This is a genomic window from Burkholderia sp. BKH01 (assembly GCF_025685725.1).
Classification (GTDB): domain Bacteria; phylum Pseudomonadota; class Gammaproteobacteria; order Burkholderiales; family Burkholderiaceae; genus Burkholderia; species Burkholderia pyrrocinia_C.
Genome location: NZ_JAOTQT010000001.1, coordinates 633,652 through 650,923, shown reverse-complemented (window position 1 = coordinate 650,923; position 17,272 = coordinate 633,652). Strand labels below are relative to the sequence as shown.

Annotated in this window: 15 protein-coding genes and 2 pseudogenes; 13 read left to right on the top strand and 4 right to left on the bottom strand. The window is 66.3% G+C overall.

Going from position 1 to position 17,272, the window contains the following annotated elements:
- Window positions 1–143: 143 nt before the first annotated feature.
- The gene (locus OEJ37_RS02815) at window positions 144–2,612 is read right to left on the bottom strand and encodes an AsmA family protein (RefSeq protein WP_263343125.1); all 2,469 of its coding nucleotides are present in this window, start codon (window positions 2,610–2,612) and stop codon (window positions 144–146) included.
- Window positions 2,613–2,995: 383 nt separating this feature from the next.
- On the opposite strand from OEJ37_RS02815, the gene OEJ37_RS02810 reads away from it, so the two are divergent.
- Window positions 2,996–3,556, top strand: coding sequence for a hypothetical protein (locus OEJ37_RS02810; RefSeq protein WP_263343124.1), 561 nt, complete (start codon window positions 2,996–2,998; stop codon window positions 3,554–3,556).
- A 382-nt stretch (window positions 3,557–3,938) separates the two neighbouring features.
- Here the strand turns inward: OEJ37_RS02810 and OEJ37_RS34890 are convergent, their stop codons facing one another.
- Window positions 3,939–4,283, bottom strand: coding sequence for a hypothetical protein (locus tag OEJ37_RS34890; protein WP_317891513.1), 345 nt, complete (start codon window positions 4,281–4,283; stop codon window positions 3,939–3,941).
- 143 nt (window positions 4,284–4,426) lie between these two features.
- Here OEJ37_RS34890 and OEJ37_RS02800 point away from each other — a divergent pair.
- Together OEJ37_RS02800 and OEJ37_RS02795 are read left to right on the top strand one after the other, a co-directional pair.
- Window positions 4,427–4,648: pseudogene (locus tag OEJ37_RS02800) on the top strand (transketolase family protein); the annotation flags it as partial.
- A gap of 3 nt (window positions 4,649–4,651) precedes the next feature.
- Window positions 4,652–4,889: pseudogene (locus tag OEJ37_RS02795) on the top strand (integrase core domain-containing protein); the annotation flags it as partial.
- A gap of 51 nt (window positions 4,890–4,940) precedes the next feature.
- On the opposite strand, the gene OEJ37_RS02790 reads toward OEJ37_RS02795, so the two are convergent.
- Window positions 4,941–5,069: a hypothetical protein gene (locus tag OEJ37_RS02790; protein WP_258285093.1), complete on the bottom strand. Its 129-nt coding sequence runs from the start codon at window positions 5,067–5,069 to the stop codon at window positions 4,941–4,943.
- A gap of 217 nt (window positions 5,070–5,286) precedes the next feature.
- On the opposite strand from OEJ37_RS02790, the gene OEJ37_RS02785 reads away from it, so the two are divergent.
- The 3 genes from OEJ37_RS02785 (at window position 5,287) to OEJ37_RS02775 (ending at window position 8,244) form a co-directional block, all read left to right on the top strand.
- A complete protein-coding gene (locus OEJ37_RS02785; protein WP_317891512.1) occupies window positions 5,287–6,258 on the top strand; it encodes a hypothetical protein in 972 nt (323 codons plus the stop codon).
- Window positions 6,259–6,488: 230 nt separating this feature from the next.
- Window positions 6,489–7,526 carry a DNA alkylation repair protein gene (locus OEJ37_RS02780; RefSeq protein WP_263343123.1) on the top strand — a complete coding sequence of 346 codons (1,038 nt, stop codon included), beginning with the start codon at window positions 6,489–6,491 and terminating at the stop codon, window positions 7,524–7,526.
- Between the two features lie 7 nt (window positions 7,527–7,533).
- Complete coding sequence (locus tag OEJ37_RS02775; RefSeq protein ID WP_263343122.1) at window positions 7,534–8,244, top strand: GNAT family N-acetyltransferase; 711 nt, start codon at window positions 7,534–7,536, stop codon at window positions 8,242–8,244.
- A gap of 26 nt (window positions 8,245–8,270) precedes the next feature.
- Here OEJ37_RS02775 and OEJ37_RS02770 read toward each other — a convergent pair whose 3' ends face one another.
- Complete coding sequence (locus OEJ37_RS02770) at window positions 8,271–9,149, bottom strand: LysR substrate-binding domain-containing protein (protein ID WP_174419652.1); 879 nt, start codon at window positions 9,147–9,149, stop codon at window positions 8,271–8,273.
- 126 nt (window positions 9,150–9,275) lie between these two features.
- On the opposite strand from OEJ37_RS02770, the gene argH reads away from it, so the two are divergent.
- The 7 genes from argH to OEJ37_RS02735 all read left to right on the top strand — a co-directional run bounded on the left by argH (window position 9,276) and on the right by OEJ37_RS02735 (window position 16,503).
- Window positions 9,276–10,709, top strand: a complete 1,434-nt coding sequence (argH, locus tag OEJ37_RS02765) for an argininosuccinate lyase (protein ID WP_175920580.1) — start codon at window positions 9,276–9,278, stop codon at window positions 10,707–10,709.
- Window positions 10,703–11,596 carry an amino acid ABC transporter permease gene (locus OEJ37_RS02760; protein WP_263343120.1) on the top strand — a complete coding sequence of 298 codons (894 nt, stop codon included), beginning with the start codon at window positions 10,703–10,705 and terminating at the stop codon, window positions 11,594–11,596. The genes argH and OEJ37_RS02760 overlap by 7 nt, the downstream gene beginning before the upstream one ends.
- Window positions 11,593–12,396 carry an amino acid ABC transporter ATP-binding protein gene (locus OEJ37_RS02755; RefSeq protein WP_317891511.1) on the top strand — a complete coding sequence of 268 codons (804 nt, stop codon included), beginning with the start codon at window positions 11,593–11,595 and terminating at the stop codon, window positions 12,394–12,396. Before OEJ37_RS02760 ends, OEJ37_RS02755 begins: the two co-directional genes overlap by 4 nt.
- Window positions 12,397–12,493: 97 nt before the next feature.
- Window positions 12,494–13,327, top strand: a complete 834-nt coding sequence (locus OEJ37_RS02750; RefSeq protein ID WP_263343119.1) for an ABC transporter substrate-binding protein — start codon at window positions 12,494–12,496, stop codon at window positions 13,325–13,327.
- A 7-nt stretch (window positions 13,328–13,334) separates the two neighbouring features.
- A complete protein-coding gene (locus OEJ37_RS02745) occupies window positions 13,335–14,207 on the top strand; it encodes a polysaccharide deacetylase family protein (RefSeq protein ID WP_263343117.1) in 873 nt (290 codons plus the stop codon).
- A complete protein-coding gene (locus tag OEJ37_RS02740; protein WP_263343116.1) occupies window positions 14,204–15,112 on the top strand; it encodes a polysaccharide deacetylase family protein in 909 nt (302 codons plus the stop codon). Before OEJ37_RS02745 ends, OEJ37_RS02740 begins: the two co-directional genes overlap by 4 nt.
- The gene (locus OEJ37_RS02735; RefSeq protein WP_263343115.1) at window positions 15,109–16,503 is read left to right on the top strand and encodes an MmgE/PrpD family protein; all 1,395 of its coding nucleotides are present in this window, start codon (window positions 15,109–15,111) and stop codon (window positions 16,501–16,503) included. Before OEJ37_RS02740 ends, OEJ37_RS02735 begins: the two co-directional genes overlap by 4 nt.
- Window positions 16,504–17,272: the final 769 nt, after the last annotated feature.

Here is a 17,272-nt window from a genome sequence, read left to right as displayed (position 1 = left end):
CGCCGACAAGCGTTGTGGCGGCGCTCGGCGCTGGAAGCCGACCTATGCGACGCGTTCGAGCGCGGCCGGGCCCTTACGCTCCCATGCCGCCATTGCTCGACGTAGCAGGCCGACGTCTCCGTCCGAACTCGAATACTGCGGCCTTACCGGCCAGGAGCGGTGGTTCGGCCTGCGCGCGTCGCTTGCTCGGGTTCGGCAGCCGCCGGCGCGTGAGCCTGTGAAGCCGGCGGCGCCGCACTCATATACGCCGGTGCCGCCTTTTTCTCCTTTCGTACTCCCGGTGGCGGCGCGGTCGGGCGCTGCTCCATGTCGGTCAACATCTGCCTGCACGGCAGCGGCTGATCGCGGCCCGGCTGGAGCAATGCGAGCAAACTCGCGAGCGGATTCAGTACACCCAGCGCCACCGCCGCCCCGCCGCGCGCGATGAGCGCCCCCGGCTTCACGCCCACGTGAGGCTGCTTGAAGGTGCCGGTGACGTACAGCGGCGAGCGCAGCGATATCACCCGGAACCCCTTGGTATGCGGATGAATCGTCAGGTTCATGGTCTCGTCCCGCAAGTCCACGTTACCGTTCATGCCGATCACCGCATCCTCGGTGTCGAGCGCGAATACGCGCGAGTCGAGCACGCCATTGGTGACCACGAAATCGGCCACCGCGCAGTTGATCTTCACGTCGCGATCGCCGAACAGCTTCTCGTACACGACGTTCGCCACGTTCAACCCGGCCGCTTCCATCAGCACCAGGCTCACGGTGCCGTCCGTGACCAGCGTCTTCACTTCTCCGTTGGACGTTGCGGCGAGCGCCGCCGGGGAGTTGCCGGTGGCCGACAGCGCGGCATCGCCGTTGACTTCGCCGAGCGCCGTCTGCATGACCGCGAACGTCGGGAATAGCTGCTTCAGCTTCAGGTGCCGCGCCTGCAGCGTGAACCGCCCCTTGAGCGGCGTGCCATTGCCGTCCAGGTGGATGTTCGACGCCAGCGTGCCGCCCGCGACGCCGAAGTTCAGCGGGTTGAGCGTCAGCACGCCGTCCTGCATGACGACGTGGGTCGTCAGGTCGGTGATCGGCAAGCTCGGGGACTTGATGATGCGCTGCCCGCTGAACCGGACGTCGGCGTCGATCTTCTTCCAGCGCTCCGTGCGGAACGCCTCGACCGGCAATGCCTTGTTCGCGGGCTGCGCGACCGCGGCGCCGCGGCGCGCCTTGCTGGCATTCGTGTCGGCGCCGATGAGCGGCGCAAGGTCGGCGAACCGCAGCACCTTCGACACCAGCGTGCCCGACAGGAGCGGCCTCGGTTCGCGCGAAACGTACACCAGCGTGCCGGTGAGATCGCTGCCGCCGACACGCCCCGTGAAGTCCTCGTACTTGAAGACATTGCCGGACGCGCGGAATTGCCCGATAAGCCGTCCGTCGGTCGCATAGGGCGGGGTCTCGGGCAGCGTGATGCCGGTGACGTCGTACAGGTGCGCCATGCTGGTGCCCGCGAGCCACAGTCGCAGGTCGACCGCCGCCAAGTGCGCCGGATCGGTCAGCGTGCCGACGAGCGCCAGCTTCGTGTCGCCGAAGCGCAAATTGGCCTGGACCGGAAACGGGCGCTGACCGCCTTGCAGCCCCAGCACGTTTCCGATCTTGCCATTGCCGGCGACGTGCCCTTTCTTGTAGGTTCCGTCGACGGTCCACCCGATCGTGTAATCGCCCGCGCTTACGGACGCCGCGGGCGCGGCGCCTGCCGACGCGCTCGACGCTGAGGAGGCCGTCGCGTGCGACGCCGCTGTCGCGGACGCGCTCGACGCAGCCGATGCCGCCGGGGCGATCGCGGTAGTGGATATCGTGGCCGACGCTTGCGACGCCGCGGCCAGCGCTTGCGACGCCGCTGCCGATGCGCGGGATGCCGCTTCGATACCCGACACGGGCGCCGGGGATCGTGCCGCACCGTGGTGTACCTGTGCCGCGAGTTTCTTCTGGCCTTCCTGGCCGATGGCCTGCGCCGATTCGCTGCGCGCGAGCGCCGCCTGCTGCTTCAACGCATCGCCGAATGCAATTGGCTTGCCGAGCGTGTCGATCACACCGCTCAGGTCGAATTGCTTCTGTTGATCGTAGTAGCGAAGCTTGCCGGTGGCGAACGCGATATCGTGCAGGTCGAGCGTCCACTTGCCCGGATGATCGGCATTCTTGAGCTGGAACGTCCAGTTGACGCGCCCGTCCGCGAGGCGTTCGAGGTCGACGGATGGATTGACGAGGTCGATGGCCGGAATCACGATGCGGCGCGCGATCAGCGGCAGCGCCTCGACTTCGAAGCTGATCGCGTCGAGCGTGGCGAAATGCTTCGTGCGCGTCCAGTCCGGGTTGGCGATCGTGACATTGCGGGCGCTGAATCGCGGCCACGGCACCCAGGCGCGCCAGCCATGCTCGCTCACGGGCCGGTGCCACCCGACACGCAGGTCGCCGTTGATGGCGAACTGCCGTCCGATCGCGTCCGATACCTTGTCATCGACCCAAGGGCGCGCGCGGTTCCAGTCGAACGTCACGACGAAGACGAACAACGCGGCGATCGTCAGGGCGACGACAACGGCAAGCCACGCGGCCACCTTGCCGACGGTATGGCCGTTGCGCATCTTTCACTCCCGGGTTGGGCTGCACGGAAACGATGGCGCAATTCGTGTTCCCGAACGCACTTCGACTAGCCAGCCGGTCGGCCGGTTTCAGCGTTGCAACCAGGCAGGCGAGTCTGAAAAGGGCGAGCCCAATGGGATCGGGAAGGTTCAAACAACGGCAATCGACGTGTGCCGGCACTGAGCAATGCGAAACGTATCAACGCTGAAACATTTTCATCCGCTTGCGACGACTTTTCGTGTATTGCGGCGGTTCATGTCGCCATGGGAATCGAATGCATCGCGATGGCATATCGCTTGCTACTGAGATTGCACCCGCAGACGAGTGATCCGGGAAATAGCGTTCAGGTGCCGATCCTCTTCATGAGGACCAAGAGGAAATCGTAATGAGCATACTCGCGACTTACACGTTCGCATTGCCGCACGGCAGCCATGCAACGTTCCTTATTCCTCAGAACGGCTGCCCATCCGGCGCGGCCCAGTTTTTCCTTGCCGCGCACCTGTCGGATGGTGCTGGATCGCTCGCCGACAGATTCCACCGAGCGAACCGGACTGCCGAGCTGACTTCACCCGACGCGCATGAGAATTTGTCCTATCGCTACATCGTCGATCTCGGCGGGCATATCCTCGCGTTTCGGCACGACTCGGAAGGGAGCGAGTGGGAGCGGTTTTTCTCCGGACACTACGCGGAATTCATCAATGGGCACGCGCCGCTCAAGGTGCTCGGCGACGGCGTGCTGAAGCACATCAAGTCCTGCACCGGCGGAAATGACGAATGGGTGACGCGCGGGCAGCTTGTCAGGCGTCATGCCGCAGCCGTGGAGACACTGTCGTTGCAACGCGAACGATTCCCGGAGCGGGCGGATGTCATTTCAAGCTATCAAAGCGATGTCGATGCACTGGCCGTTTCTCTGCGGCGATACAGCGAATATGAGGATTTCGAATGAATACGGAGGAATATTTCTTGAAAATATCGAACTGCGTCATCTGACGTATTCAGAAATGAATGAATCAGTGAGTATATGAAACACATGTGGTCTATATATTCATACCATTTCGCATACTTGCTTAATTCAGAGAAATGGTAACGTTTCCGAGTCAGGGCATCCACCTACGAGGTGGCGGATCCGAAATGGATGCGAGCGCGTTAGAATGTGCCCACTAAATTTCGCATTGAATCGTCGCGGGAAATGGTGGAGTCGTTACAAACTCTCGAGCACCTTGTTGAGTTGAAAGCGGGAGGCATGCGTTCGCGCATGTATACACAATCCAATTGTCCGATACGAACATTCCATGCAGACCATGCTAAGTCCGCACGAAATTACTACTTTAATGATCGTTTGGGATGCTCCAGATCAGATCGAACCGGATCGCGACGAACTCGTCACGCTCATCGAGCATCGTCTGATCTCCGTTGATCAGCCGGCCTCGGGTTGTCGGCGTGTCCAGATTACCGCAGAGGGCCGCGCTGTCCTGAAAGCGGTCGCGCGAATTCGTTGAGCGATCCGGAGTTGGCCGAAAATGACGGAGGCTGCCATGAGCGGAGCATCGGTCGGGTTCGTGGTCGGCGCGTTCGTACTGGCGTTTGCGGCAATTGCCGCAATGAACCGCTATCGCCGCGAGCATCGTCGCGCGGAATTGCTTGGAAATCTGGACCACCACGAATGGTGGCACTGGACTCACACCTCCACTGCGGGTTCGCGAACCGCGAAAAGATGAACCACGCACATCGCAGGCCAGGCATCCGGCAGCAGGTCGCGCACGACACGTTGCAATAACGCGTCGAGCGTGGCCATCTCTACCGGCTTGACGAGGCGATCGTCACCGAGAACCATACGGTGATCGGCGAACTTGGCGAACTTGGCGAACTTGGCGAAGCGGTGGCGGCTGCGTTGATCGGGGCCGGCGTTGCCGTACCGTTCCGCCACATCGCCCTGCCGGATGCGTACCTCGCCGCGGGCGCGTTGCCGACGTTGCACGAGCGCTACGGGATCTCGGCCGGCGCGATGCATGCAAACATCAAGTCGCGGCTCGCGTAGCAGCTGAAGCCACTGACGCCGCCGGTGTGCAGCCCGCAGAGCAACGGCATGGCGAAGCGCTTCGTGAAGACGATGAAGCGCGACTACGTGGCCTTCATGCCGAAACCGGATGCAGCGACGGCCGTGCAGAATTTCGCCATTGCGTTCGAGCATTTACAACGAGAAGCATCGCCATAGCGCGCTGAAATCTCGCACACCACGCGAGTTTCGACGCGCCGCGGATTCATCAACCGTAGTGTGAGGCTGTGTCCAGGACTACGGGGGCAACTCCGGTGCGCTGGAACCGCTTCCGTCACAACAGGCAGATCCGACGCAGCGTGACCGTTCTCAGATAGACGGATTTATCGAGCCACGGCACGAACACATACTCGTCGTATGCGTCGCAACCGATCAGAATCCAGTGGGACAGGACGTTGGACATGATGGTCTCCTTGACTCCGTTCGCTTCGATGTGAAGGGCGCTGACGCGTCGCGGTCGTCATCCGTCGGCCCACACACCGTATACCCGGCGAGTACGGCGTCTATTCCCGAAACCGCGCGATGCACGTCATGCGCGGAATCTCGCGCGTCGCTGGAATAAACGGGCCCGCTCCGCGGTATGCCGATCAAGCACCGGACGCATCGACGGGGAGGCGCCAATGAACGGCAAGGAGAGGCAAACCCGGAACATTCCGGGCCGATCGCAGTGCGACAGCAAGGGTGCCCCGAAGGTGAACGGGGCACGGCGGTCATCGTCGTTCCAGGATCGCATCGGCATGCGCCCACCGTGGCGCAACCGTGCGCCGCGTCCCGCGCAGCACGCGATGGACGCCGATGCCGGTAAACCGGCATCGGCGCAAGACGGGATGCGCAAGGCCGCGCGAAGGCTGCAACTCGGTTCCGGCATCTTGCTTTGGCTCTATATTTCCATTCATATGGTCAATCACGCGCTCGGCATCTGGTCGATCGATATCGCCGAGCGCGCGCTGCACCTGGCAATCGGGCTCTGGCAAAGCGTGCCCGGCACGATCCTGCTGTATGGCGCGGCCGGCCTGCATTTCGCGCTGGCGATCCGCACCATCTACGGCCGCCGACACTGGACGCTGCCGCCCGCCGAATGGCTTCGTTTGTGGGCGGGACTCAGCCTGCCCTTGCTGTTGATACGCCACGTCGTCGGGACACGGGTCGCGACATCGTTCTACGGCTTCGAACCGAACTACGAACGGGTCATCGTGTCGCTCCTCACGAGCGGCACGCAGGGTTTGCAGATCGCGCTGCTCGCACCGGGATGGGTGCACGGCAGTCTGGGACTGTGGTTTCATTTGCGCCGGCATGCATTCTTTCGGCGTGCAAAGTTTGTGCTGCTGGCGATGCTCGTCCTGCTGCCCGTGCTGTCGGCGGCGGGATTCGTGCAGATGACGCGCGCGATCGTGCCGGGAAGTCTCGCCGTACCGGCACCCGACGCGGCGCTGGTTGCGCACCGCGCCGCACTCGACGGCTGGCGACATCTCCTCGTCGCCGGGTATCTGTCGTTGATTGCGGCCGCGTTCGCCGGCGGTCAGCTGCGAAACAGGTTCTCCAGCGGCGATTCTCACGATCCATCCCGCGAGCAGCGTCGAACGGACGCATGAACACCGCCCGCTCGCGGTTCGCGTTCCGCGCGTGTCGATTGCGTCCCGCAAGGGTGCGCCGGCCGGGCAAAGACTACTGACAGGAACTGGCAGGGGCTTCGGCGATACTGTGCGCTTTCGCAACCGTCGATCTGCGGCGCACGTCGGATCCATTCGTAATGACCACCACTCAAGCTCCCGTCCCGCTGAAGGAATCGCTGGCAGCACGGCAGTTCCACGCGCTGTCCGACGTGCTGCATTCGATCGAACCCGCCTTCGACCGGGCGGCATTTCTTGCGACGGCGCTCGACGGCCTTGACGGCTTGACGCTGATGGAGCGCGTCAGGCGCGCCAGTGTGGCGATCGACACCGGGGCGCGGTCGCTACCCGGCGGATACGATGCCGTGCTGGTGTTGTTGCAGGAGGCGGCACCTCGATTCGGCCGGGGTTTCGTCTCGCTGATCGCCCCCGATTATGTCGGGCAGTACGGTCGGCACGCATTCGACCGCTCGATGGACGCGCTGAAATATTTCACGCCGTTCGGCACGTCGGAATTCGCGGTGCGCGAGTTCCTGCGCATCGACGGCGCTCGCGCGCTCGCAGTGATGGAAACCTGGGTGCACGATGCGGACGAAGCAGTGCGCCGGCTGGCAAGCGAGGGAAGTCGCCCGCGCCTGCCATGGTCGTTCCGGCTCCGCGAGATCGAGGCCGACCCGGCGCTGGCCGCGCGGATTCTCGACGATCTTCGCGCTGACTCGAGCGCTTATGTACGCCGCTCGGTCGCGAATCACCTGAACGATGTGGCGAAGACGCATCCGGCATGGGTGCTCGATCGAGCCGAACGATGGGGCGGCGACCATCCGCATACGCGGTGGATCGTCCGTCATGCGCTTCGCACCCTCGTGAAGCAGTGCGATGTGCGAGCGCTCGCGATACTCGGTGCCGAAAGCGCGCCTCGCCTGGAAGTCGGCCCGTTTGACGTGACGCCTGCGCAGGTGGTGCTCGGCGAGTCGATCGCGCTCGCCTGCGAGCTGCATTCGACGGCCGGGACGGCGCAGCGACTCGTCGTCGATTATCGTATCGCCTACGTGAAGCAAAATGGCGATGCGTCGCCGAAGGTGTTCAAGCTGAAGGTACTGACGCTCGAGCCCGGCCAGCGCATCATGCTGCGGCACAGTCGGCCGATCCGCGATTTCACTACGCGCCGGCACTATGCGGGCCGGCATGAGGTCGAGCTGATCGTCAACGGCCGGGTCGTGGCGCGATCGTTCTTCGAACTCGCCGTGTGAGTGGCCGTTGGCTGGTTCGAAGGAGGGAGTACGAAACGGCGGGCGTGTCGGGCGCCGGCCTTCGGAGATCGTGACCGGTGGCCGGCCGCGGGCCTCAAGCGGTCATTCGACATCGTTGCCCGGATCGTCACAATCCGCTGCATACACCGCACCCACTGGCGCAAAGCCGCTCGACAGGGAGTCCTCAATGACCGGAATATCCATCAGGTCCGCAAATATCGACGACGCACAGGCGATCGCCGATTTCCACGTCAAGGTCTGGCGGCATACCTATCGGGATCTCGCACCGGCGCAAGCGCATGCCGTGCTCGACGAGCGCTATCGCGGCAAGAAATGGCAGGAAAAGCTGGCGTCGAATGACGGCGACCAGCTCGTGCTCGTTGCGGAGACCGACGGCGGAATTGTCGGAATCGGCGCGGCCGGCGCGCCGTCGGAACCGATATTCGACGGCCGCGGCGAGATCAAATTCCTGTATGTCGATCCCGAATTCAAGCGTCGCGGCATCGGCCGAAAGCTGCTGGCCCAACTCGCGACGCATTTGGGAAAGCTGCGGTATCGGGGCGCCGCGTTGAGTGTCGTCAAGGGAAACGCGTCCGCGATCGCCTTTTACGAGGCGCTGAACGGGCGGTTGGCTGGCGAGTACATCGATGCGGGGCCGATCTGGCGGTCGCACAACATCGTCATGGTGTGGGACGACCTGGCGAATCTCATCGCCTGATCAAAGCCCCGCTGCAACGACGCGCATCACGCGAGGCACGCTCGCAGCCACGACGTGAACGCGGTCACGAGCGGCGTCCCGGTCAGCTCGTGACGCGTGACGAGATAGTACGCATGACGTGACGGCACCGTTGCGCTGAACGGCCGCACGAGCGTGCCGTCGATCAGGTCGTCGCGCACCGACAGGCTGTCGCCGAGCGCGACGCCTTGCCCGTGCACCGCCGCTTCGACACCGATGTGCGCGTTGCCGATTTCGAGGATGCGGATGCCCGGCAGCTTGTCGGCATTCGCTTCCGCCAGCCAGCGCATCCACGAGCCCGCATGCTCGCAGAACAGCGTGCGTCCCGCGAGATCCTGCACCTTGCGGATCGCGTCGGGCCCGTTCATCAACGCCGGGCTCACGACCGGGAACAGCGCCGGATGCTCGAGCAGTTCGACGTGCCGGTTGCGCCAGTTGCCTTCCCCGTAGCGGATGCATACGTCGACGTCCGTCGAATAGATCTCGCGTTCGTCGTTCGACGGAATCACTTTCAGGTGGATGCCCGGATAGCGCTCGAGAAAATCGCCGATGTGCCGGGCGAGCCAGCGCGACGTCAGCGACAGCGGCGTCGACACGACGAGATCGCCGACGGCGGCCGGCGAATCGAGCCTGACGGTGGCGTTCGCGATCATGTCGAACGCGGCGCCGACCGGTTCCAGCAGCGCCTCGCCTTCGAGTGTGAGCTTCACGCGCGCCTTTGATCGGACGAATAGCGCGACGCCGAGCGTGCTTTCGAGAATGCGGATCTGGTGGCTGACCGCGCTCGCGGTCACGTGCAGTTCGTCGGCTGCCGCCGACACGCTGCCGCGCCGGGCGGCGGCTTCGAAGGCGCGAAGCGGGTTCAGCGGAGGCAGGCGGTTGCGCATCGGCGGGTGTGTCTCAGGTGACGGTGCTGAGAAAAACTTCATTTAAGCGGAGTCAATTTCTCGCTACAACAAAAAAAATTGAATGCCTACAGTGGGGGCAATCCAACCGAGTCGAGGTCGACCGCAATGAGCCTTACCGAACCGATCGAACGCCTGTGGGGCGGCCGCTTCCAGTCGGAACCGTCCGACGCGCTGCAGAACCTGTCCCGCTCCGATCCGAGTTTCTACCGCCTCGTGCCGTACGATCTGGCGGGCTCCCGTGCGCATGCGCGCGAGTTGAACCGCGCCGGCATCGTGAACGACGACGACCTCGCGCAGTTGCTGGCCGCGATGGACGGCATCGCGCGCGACTACGCGGCCGGCGCGATCGCGCCGTCGCTCGCCGACGAGGACGTGCATACGTTCCTCGAGCGCGTGCTCACGCAGCGGCTGCCGGCGCTCGGCGGCAAGCTGCGCGCCGGGCGTTCGCGCAACGACCAGGCGGCGAACGACCTGCGCCTGTACCTGCGCGACAAGGCGCGCCAACTCGTGCGCGGCGTGCTCGACCTGCAGCAGGCGCTGGTCGGCCAGGCGAGCCGGCACGTCGACACGGTGACCGCCGGCTTCACCCATCTGCAGCCCGCGCAGCCGATCGTGTTCGGCCATCAGTTGCTGGCGCATGCGCAGTCGCTGTATCGCGACGCCGACCGCCTGGTCGACTGGGACCGCCGCACCGCGCGTTCGCCGCTCGGCGCGGCCGCGCTGGCGGGCTCGGCGATCTGCGTGCGGCCCGAGCTGTCCGCGCAGGAGCTCGGTTACGACGCGCCGTGCGAGAACTCGATCGACGCCGTGGCCGCTCGCGATCACGTCGCCGAATTCGCGTTCGTCACGAGCATGCTGGCCGTGAACCTGTCCCGCCTGTCGGAAGAAGTGATCCTGTGGACGTCGCGGCAATTCCGCTGGGTGGAACTCGACGACGGTTATGCGACGGGCAGCTCGATCATGCCGCAGAAGAAGAACCCGGACATCGCGGAACTGACGCGCGGCAAGGCCGGGCGCCTGATCGGCAACCTGACGGGCCTGCTCGCGACGCTGAAGTCGCTGCCGCTCGCGTACAACCGCGATCTCGCGGAAGACAAGATCGCCGCGTTCGATTCGATCGACACGCTCGAACTCGTGCTGCCGGCGATGGCGGGGATGATCCGCACGATGCGCGTGAACGTCGACGAGATGCGTCGCCAGGCGCCGCTCGGCTTCACGCTCGCGACCGAGGTCGCGGACTGGCTGGCGCTGACGGGCGTGCCGTTCAGCGAAGCGCACGAGATCACCGGCGCGCTCGTGCGTGCATGCGAACGCGACGGCATCGAGCTCGCGGACGCAAGCGCGGAACAACTGCAGGCCGTCGACTCGCGCCTCGCGCCGGCGGTGCGCGCGCACCTGACGCTCGACGCGGCCGTCGCCGCACGCGGCGGCGCGGGCGGCACGTCGCCCGCGCGCGTGCGCGAGCAGATCGTCCGCCTGAGCGGCGCGATCGCACGCCAGGCCGCCTGGGCGGCCGACTACCGGGGGCCGTCATGCTGAGCGCATCCGATTCGCGCCGTCTCGACGGCGCACCCGGGCCGGTCGGCGCCGCGGCGGACGATACCGCAGGCCTCGTGCGCGTGCGCCGGCGCTACTGGGGCCGTTATGTCGCGTCGATCGCGATCATCGCCGCGCTCGCCTACGTGGCCGCCGCGTTCGCGCGCGGACAGATCGAGTGGCGCGTCGTCGGCCAGTTCCTGACCGCGCGCTCGATCCTGACGGGGCTCGGCAACACGATCGTGATGACCGTCCTCGCGATGACGCTCGGCGTCGTGCTCGGCGTGGTCACCGCGGTGATGCGGCTGTCGTCGAACCCGGTGCTCGGGGCGATCGCGCAGGGCTACATCTGGCTGTTCCGCGGCACGCCGGTGATCCTGCAACTGCTGCTGTGGTTCAACCTCGCGCTGGTGTTTCCGACGCTCGGCATTCCGGGCATCGCCGAATTCCGGACCGTCGACGTGATGACGCCGTTCCTCGCGGCGGTGCTCGGACTCGGTATCAACCAGGGCGCGTATACGTCGGAAGTCGTGCGCGCGGGGCTGCTGTCGGTCGACACCGGACAGTACGAGGCCGCGAAATCGATCGGCATGCCGCGCCTGCAGGCGCTGCGCCGGATCATCCTGCCGCAGGCGATGCGCGTGATCGTGCCGCCGATCGGCAACGAGCTGATCGGCATGGTCAAGCTGACGTCGCTCGCGAGCGTCGTGCAGTACGCGGAGATGCTGCACAACGCGCAGAACATCTACTACGCGAACGCCCGCGTGATCGAGTTGCTGATCGTCGCGGGCATCTGGTATCTCGCGGTCGTCACCGTGCTGTCGCTCGCGCAGGCGCGCGTCGAACGGCGCTTTGCGCGCGGCGCGGGCCGCGCGGCGGGCCGCACATGAACGCCACGACCCTCAACCATCGGGAGAACGTCATGACGAACGCGGTCGTTCGCGCGGTCGACGTGCGCAAGTCGTACGGCGATTTCCAGGCGCTGCACGGCATCACGCTCGACGTCGCGCAGGGCGAAGTGCTGTGCATCATCGGGCCGTCGGGCTCGGGCAAGAGCACGTTCCTGCGCTGCATCAACCAGCTCGAGACGATCAGCGCGGGCGCGCTGTGGGTCAACGGCGAACTGGCCGGCTACCGGCGCGCCGGCAACCGGCTCCACGAGCTGTCGGAGCGCCAGGTCGCGCGCCAGCGGCTGGCGACGAGCATGGTGTTCCAGCGCTTCAACCTGTTTCCGCACAAGACCGCGCTCGAGAACGTGATCGAGGGCCCCGTGCAGGTGCTCAAGCGCCGCCGCGCGCAAGCGGAGGAGGAAGCGCGCGCGCTGCTCGCGCGCGTCGGGCTCGCGCACAAATGCGACGCATTTCCGGTCGAGCTGTCGGGCGGCCAGCAGCAGCGCGTCGCGATCGCGCGGGCGCTCGCGATGCATCCGCAACTGATCCTGTTCGACGAGCCGACGTCGGCGCTCGATCCCGAGCTCGTCGGCGAAGTGCTGGCCGTGATGCGCGATCTCGCGAAGAGCGGGATGACGATGATCGTCGTCACGCACGAGCTCGGCTTCGCGCGCGAGGTGGCCGACCGCGTCGTGTTCATGGACGGCGGCCGGATCGTCGAGAGCGGGCCGCCCGACCAGGTGCTGTCCGCTCCGACGCACGCGCGCACGCGCGATTTCATCTCGGCCGTGATCGCATGAACGGGCCGGGCGCCCCGACCCGCAGCGCCCGATCGATCGAGCCGGCGACCAGACCGGCGCAGCACCCCATTACTCCACTACGACAAGGCGACACCCCATGAAAGCATCCGTCCTGACCCGCACGCTGGCCGCCGTCGCATTCGGCGCGCTCGCGCTTCATGCCTCCTTCGCAGTCGCGCAGGCCGCGAGCGCGAAGCGCACGCTGAACGTCGCGATCGTGCCGAACTATCCGCCGTTCGAATACAAGGATCCGGCGACCGACAAGCTCGCGGGCTTCGACGTCGATCTCGGCGAAGCGCTGGCCGCGAAGATGGGCGCGAAGCTGAACTGGGTCGAGACGAGCTTCGACCAGATGATGAGCGCGGTCGCGACGCAACGCGTCGACATGATCCTGTCCGGCATGACCGACCTGCCGACGCGTCGCGACGCGGTGACGTTCGTCGACTACATCGAGACGGGCCCGCAGTTCTACACGCTGAAGGCACGCGCCGGCGAGTTCGCGCAGATGGGCGCGCTGTGCGGCAAGCGCGTCGGGTCGAGCCGGCGCACGTCGTTCCCTGACAACACGACCGCGTGGAGCGCGGAGAACTGCGTGAAGGCCGGCAAGCCGGCGATCATCGTGGTCGGCACCGACGGCTCGTCGGACGCGCGCATGCAGTTGCGCCAGAACCGCATCGACGCGGCCGTGCAGGGCGGCGAGACGCTGCCGTACCAGAACAGCCTCGAGCAGAACGCGTACGCGCCGGTCGGCAAGCCGTTCCTGTCGCAGTACACGGGCATCGGCGTCGCGAAGAGCAACACCGCGCTGAGCAGCGCGCTGACGACGGCGCTCAACCAGCTGATCGCGGACGGCTCGTACCAGAAGCTGCTCGCGAAGTGGGGGCTGCAGGAGCACGCGGTGACGAAGGCGATGATCAACGGCACGCACTGAGCGCGCGATGGCGGCCCTCGCTCCCCGCTGGCCGGACGCGAAGCGCGCGTGCGTCGCGCTCGCGTTCGATCTCGACGGCCCGACCGGCGACGCGATGCTGAACGGGTCGATCTGGCGCAACCCCGCGTATTTCACGCTCGGCAGCTACGGGCCGTGGCGCGCGCTCGGCCGCTTGCTCGACATGCTCGCGGCGTTCGACCTGCCCGCGACGTTCTTCGTGCCCGCATGGGTCGCGCGGACCTGGCCCGCGCAATGCGCGGCGATCGTCGAGCGCGGCCACGAGATCGGCTACCACGGCTACCGGCACGAAGCGTTCTGGACGCTCGAGCCCGGGCGGCAGCGCGAGATCATGGCGCAATCGGCCGACGTGTTCGCGCGTACGCTCGGCGTGCGGCCGGTCGGGTTCCGCACGCCGTCCGGCGACTGGAGCGCGGCGACGGTGGCCGTGCTGCGCGAAGCCGGTGTGCGTTATTCGAGTTCGATGCGCGGCGACGATCGGCCGTACCTGCTGCACGGCGACGGCGGCGAGGCGCCGCTCGTCGAGATACCCGGCCGCTGGGAGACCGACGACTACGCGTCGCTTGCGTATCACCGCAACCCCGATTACCCGGCCGGGCTCGACCGGATCGCCGGCTACGGCGCGACGCTCGACAACTGGACGCGCGAATTCGACGGCGTATACCGCGAAGGGCTGTGCCTGACGACGCTGCTGCATCCGAAGGTCTGCGGCAAGCCCGGCCGCATCGCATTGCTCGAGGCGTGGCTCGGTCACATGCGCGCACAGGACGGCGTATGGTTCGCGCGCTGCCGCGAAGTGGCCGACTGGTGGCTTGCGCAGCACGCGCGGGACGCGCAACCCACGCAACGGAGCGGCCTGTGACGACGACTCATTCATGGCCGGGCGGCGCGCGATGCGCGGTCGCGATCACGGTCGACTTCAACGACATTCACGGTATCCAGACACGCGAGCCGCGCATCGTCGGCCGCGAGAAATCGCTGTCGGTCTGGCGTTACGGCGCAACGCGCGGCGTGGACCGGCTGCTCGATGCGTTCGATGCGTTCGGCGTACCGGCGAGCTGGTTCGTCCCGGGCATCGTCGCCGAAACGCATGCGGAAGCGGTGCGCGCGATCGCCGCGGCCGGCCACGAGCTCGGCGTGAGCGGCTATCGCTGCGAAGACTTCGACGTGCTGCCGCTCGCCGCGCAGGTCGATGCGTGCCGCACCGGGCGGGCGGCACTCGCCGACACGACCGGACGCGACGTGCAAGGCTTTCGCTCGTTCACCGGCAACTGGGCGGACGGATTCGCGGATTGCCTCGTCGCGGAAGGCTTCACGTGGTCGTCATCGTGGCGCGGCGACGATCTGCCGTACGTGCATCCGCGCGGCGACGGCGGCGCGGACGGCGCGCGGCTCGTCGAGTTGCCGCTGCACTACGAGCTCGAGGACGCACCGTACTTCGAGTTCAACCTGTCGCCGCCCGTGCCGGCCGGTCAGCCGCGCATCGCGGCGTACCGCGACGTGCTCGACAACTGGCGGCGCGACGTCGACGGGTTTCGGCGCTTCGGGCTGTGCTGCGTGCTGCGCCTGCATCCCGAGATCATCGGCACGGCTGGGCGGATCGACCTGCTGCGCGCGTTGCTCGCGCATCTGCGTGACGCGGGCGACGTCTGGTTCGCGACGGGGCGCGACATCGCGCGCTGGTGGCGTGCACGGGTGCCCGTCAACGCCCCGGGACATCCGGTCGACGTGTTCGCGCACTGCGTCGCTGAGGAGTCGGCGCGATGACGATGAAAAGCGAAGCGCGCGCCACGCGGCTCGCGGCGTTCGTCGCGCAGACGCCCGCCGATGCTTTGCCGGACGACGTCGTCGCGAAGGCCAAGCGTCATGTGCTCGATACGTTCGGTGCCGCGCTGGCGGGCGCGTCGGCCGTCGAAACGCGCAGTGCCCGTGCGCTGACCGGCGCCGTCGCGCAGGGCGGCGCGCCGCTGTGGGGCACGCGACGGACCGCGGGCGTGCGCGATGCGGCGTTCGTCAACGGGATTGCCGCGCACGCGCTCGAACTCGACGATTCCGGCGGCTGCGATCATTCGGGCGCGGTCGTGCTGCCGGCCGTGCTCGCCGCGCTGTCGTGCGCGGGGCGCCCGGTGACGGGCCGCGAATGCGTGGCGGCGATCGTGCTCGGCTACGACGTCGGCCGGCGCGTGCTCGAGGCGGCGGGTGGCTATTCGATTCACAACGGGGCGGGCTGGCACTCGACGCTCAGTTGCGGCGTGTTCGGGGCGGCGGCCGCGAGCGCGCGCGTGTTCGGGCTCGACGCCGCGCACACGCGCGACGCGCTTGGCCATGCGGCGAGTTTCGCGGGCGGCCTGTGGGGCTTCATCCACGACGGATCGCAGACGAAGCGGCTGCACGCCGGGCGTGCGGCGGAGGGCGGCGTGCTCGCAGCGCTGCTCGCGCGTGAAGGTGTGAGCGGCCCCGCGCACGTGTTCGACGACGTGTGGGGCGGATTTTTCAACACGTTCGCCGCGCAATCGCATGTGCCCGACGCATTGACCGACGGCCTCGGCGCGCACTGGAAGCTGATGCGCTGCTCGATCAAGCCGCACGCATCGTGCCGCAGCGCGCATGCGGCCGTCGACGCGGCGCTGCAGCTCGCGGACGGCCGCATCGTCGAGGCCGGCGAGATCGAGCGGGTGGTCGTGCGCGCGAGCGCGTTCGTGGCTCGCATGTGCGGCGGTCGCGACCTGTCGACGCTGTCGTCCGCGCAGATGAGCCTGCCGTATGCGGTGGCGGCGGCGCTTGCATTCGGCGACACGGGGATCGGCGTGTATCGCGCGAACCGGCGCACCGATTCGCGCGTGACCGCGCTGCTCGCGCGCATCGCGGTCGACGTCGATCCGGCGCTCGGCGATCTCGACGAGCCGACGGTGATCCTGCATCGCGCGGATGGAGGGCGGGAATCGCGCCATGTGCCGATCGCACTCGGCGACCCGCGCAATCCGTTGTCGGACGCAGCGCTGCTGGCGAAATATCGTGCGCTGGCGGGCATGGCGCTAGACCGTGCGCAGGTCGATGCGCTGAGCGACGTGTGCCTGTCGCTGGACCGGCAGGCGGATGCGCGCGTGATGAATGACTGGCTCGCAGGCGATGCCGAAGCCGCGGAGGCGATGGTCTGAATGTCGACGTCGTATCGAAACGGTACGAACGTACCCGTCCGGAAGCGGGAATGAACGTGCGGCATCTGAAGCCGTGAGCGCGGGACGGGTTGCCCGCAGAGTTGGCCGGCGGTGAGCCGGCCATTATGCCGCTGTCGATATAACGGGCAAACGCATTAAAAAAAATCGCCCGGAAGCGACGAAAGAAGTGCGCTGTGCGTTTTTCTTGCCGCATCGGCCATTTCCCGGGAGGAATCGGAAAAAAAGCTCGTGGCGCGTCAAAATTCAAATGTCTACCCATATTTACGGTAGCTGATCGCTCGAAGCCCGATCTTGCTTCGAGAAATGACTCGCTTCGATTCAGCCCTTGCTCGCGGGCACCCGTATCGCGCCACCACCCTGCGAAATAACTCGGCTTTTGCGAGGCGACACCGGGCTGGTAATCAACCGGGAAATCCCGTTACGGCCGTGCGGAGTCGTTTTATAAGCGCCGGATCTCGGATGCATCCGACGCGGGTTTGCGCACGTACCCATCCCACATGTCGGCAACGAAATCGGTCTGCGGTCATTGCGGCCCCGACCGCCCACCGGCCTTGCCCCGAACTCCCCCAGCCTGGCGCGCGCGGAAGAAAGGTGCGCCTGTCGACGGTAGGAATAACGCCCCTGACACCACCGTACACATGGCAGCAAATTGCGCCTCCCCGATGCCGTTCATGTCAGACGCGTTACGGCGTGTCGTTACGTTACGTGCCCGAACGGTGCGGTTGCGCAAACGTTACACAGGATTATT

Bases quoted from the DNA above. Each gene is read 5' to 3' on its own strand.
- argH (WP_175920580.1), top strand. From the start codon at position 9,276: ATGAGCCTTACCGAACCGATCGAACGCCTGTGGGGCGGCCGCTTCCAG.
- OEJ37_RS02790 (WP_258285093.1), bottom strand. From the start codon at position 5,069: ATGTCCAACGTCCTGTCCCACTGGATTCTGATCGGTTGCGACGCATAC.
- OEJ37_RS02785 (WP_317891512.1), top strand. From the start codon at position 5,287: ATGAACGGCAAGGAGAGGCAAACCCGGAACATTCCGGGCCGATCGCAG.
- OEJ37_RS02745 (WP_263343117.1), top strand. From the start codon at position 13,335: ATGGCGGCCCTCGCTCCCCGCTGGCCGGACGCGAAGCGCGCGTGCGTC.
- OEJ37_RS02815 (WP_263343125.1), bottom strand. From the start codon at position 2,612: ATGCGCAACGGCCATACCGTCGGCAAGGTGGCCGCGTGGCTTGCCGTT.
- OEJ37_RS02750 (WP_263343119.1), top strand. From the start codon at position 12,494: ATGAAAGCATCCGTCCTGACCCGCACGCTGGCCGCCGTCGCATTCGGC.
- OEJ37_RS02810 (WP_263343124.1), top strand. From the start codon at position 2,996: ATGAGCATACTCGCGACTTACACGTTCGCATTGCCGCACGGCAGCCAT.
- OEJ37_RS02760 (WP_263343120.1), top strand. From the start codon at position 10,703: ATGCTGAGCGCATCCGATTCGCGCCGTCTCGACGGCGCACCCGGGCCG.
- OEJ37_RS02770 (WP_174419652.1), bottom strand. From the start codon at position 9,149: ATGCGCAACCGCCTGCCTCCGCTGAACCCGCTTCGCGCCTTCGAAGCC.
- OEJ37_RS02735 (WP_263343115.1), top strand. From the start codon at position 15,109: ATGACGATGAAAAGCGAAGCGCGCGCCACGCGGCTCGCGGCGTTCGTC.
- OEJ37_RS02755 (WP_317891511.1), top strand. From the start codon at position 11,593: ATGAACGCCACGACCCTCAACCATCGGGAGAACGTCATGACGAACGCG.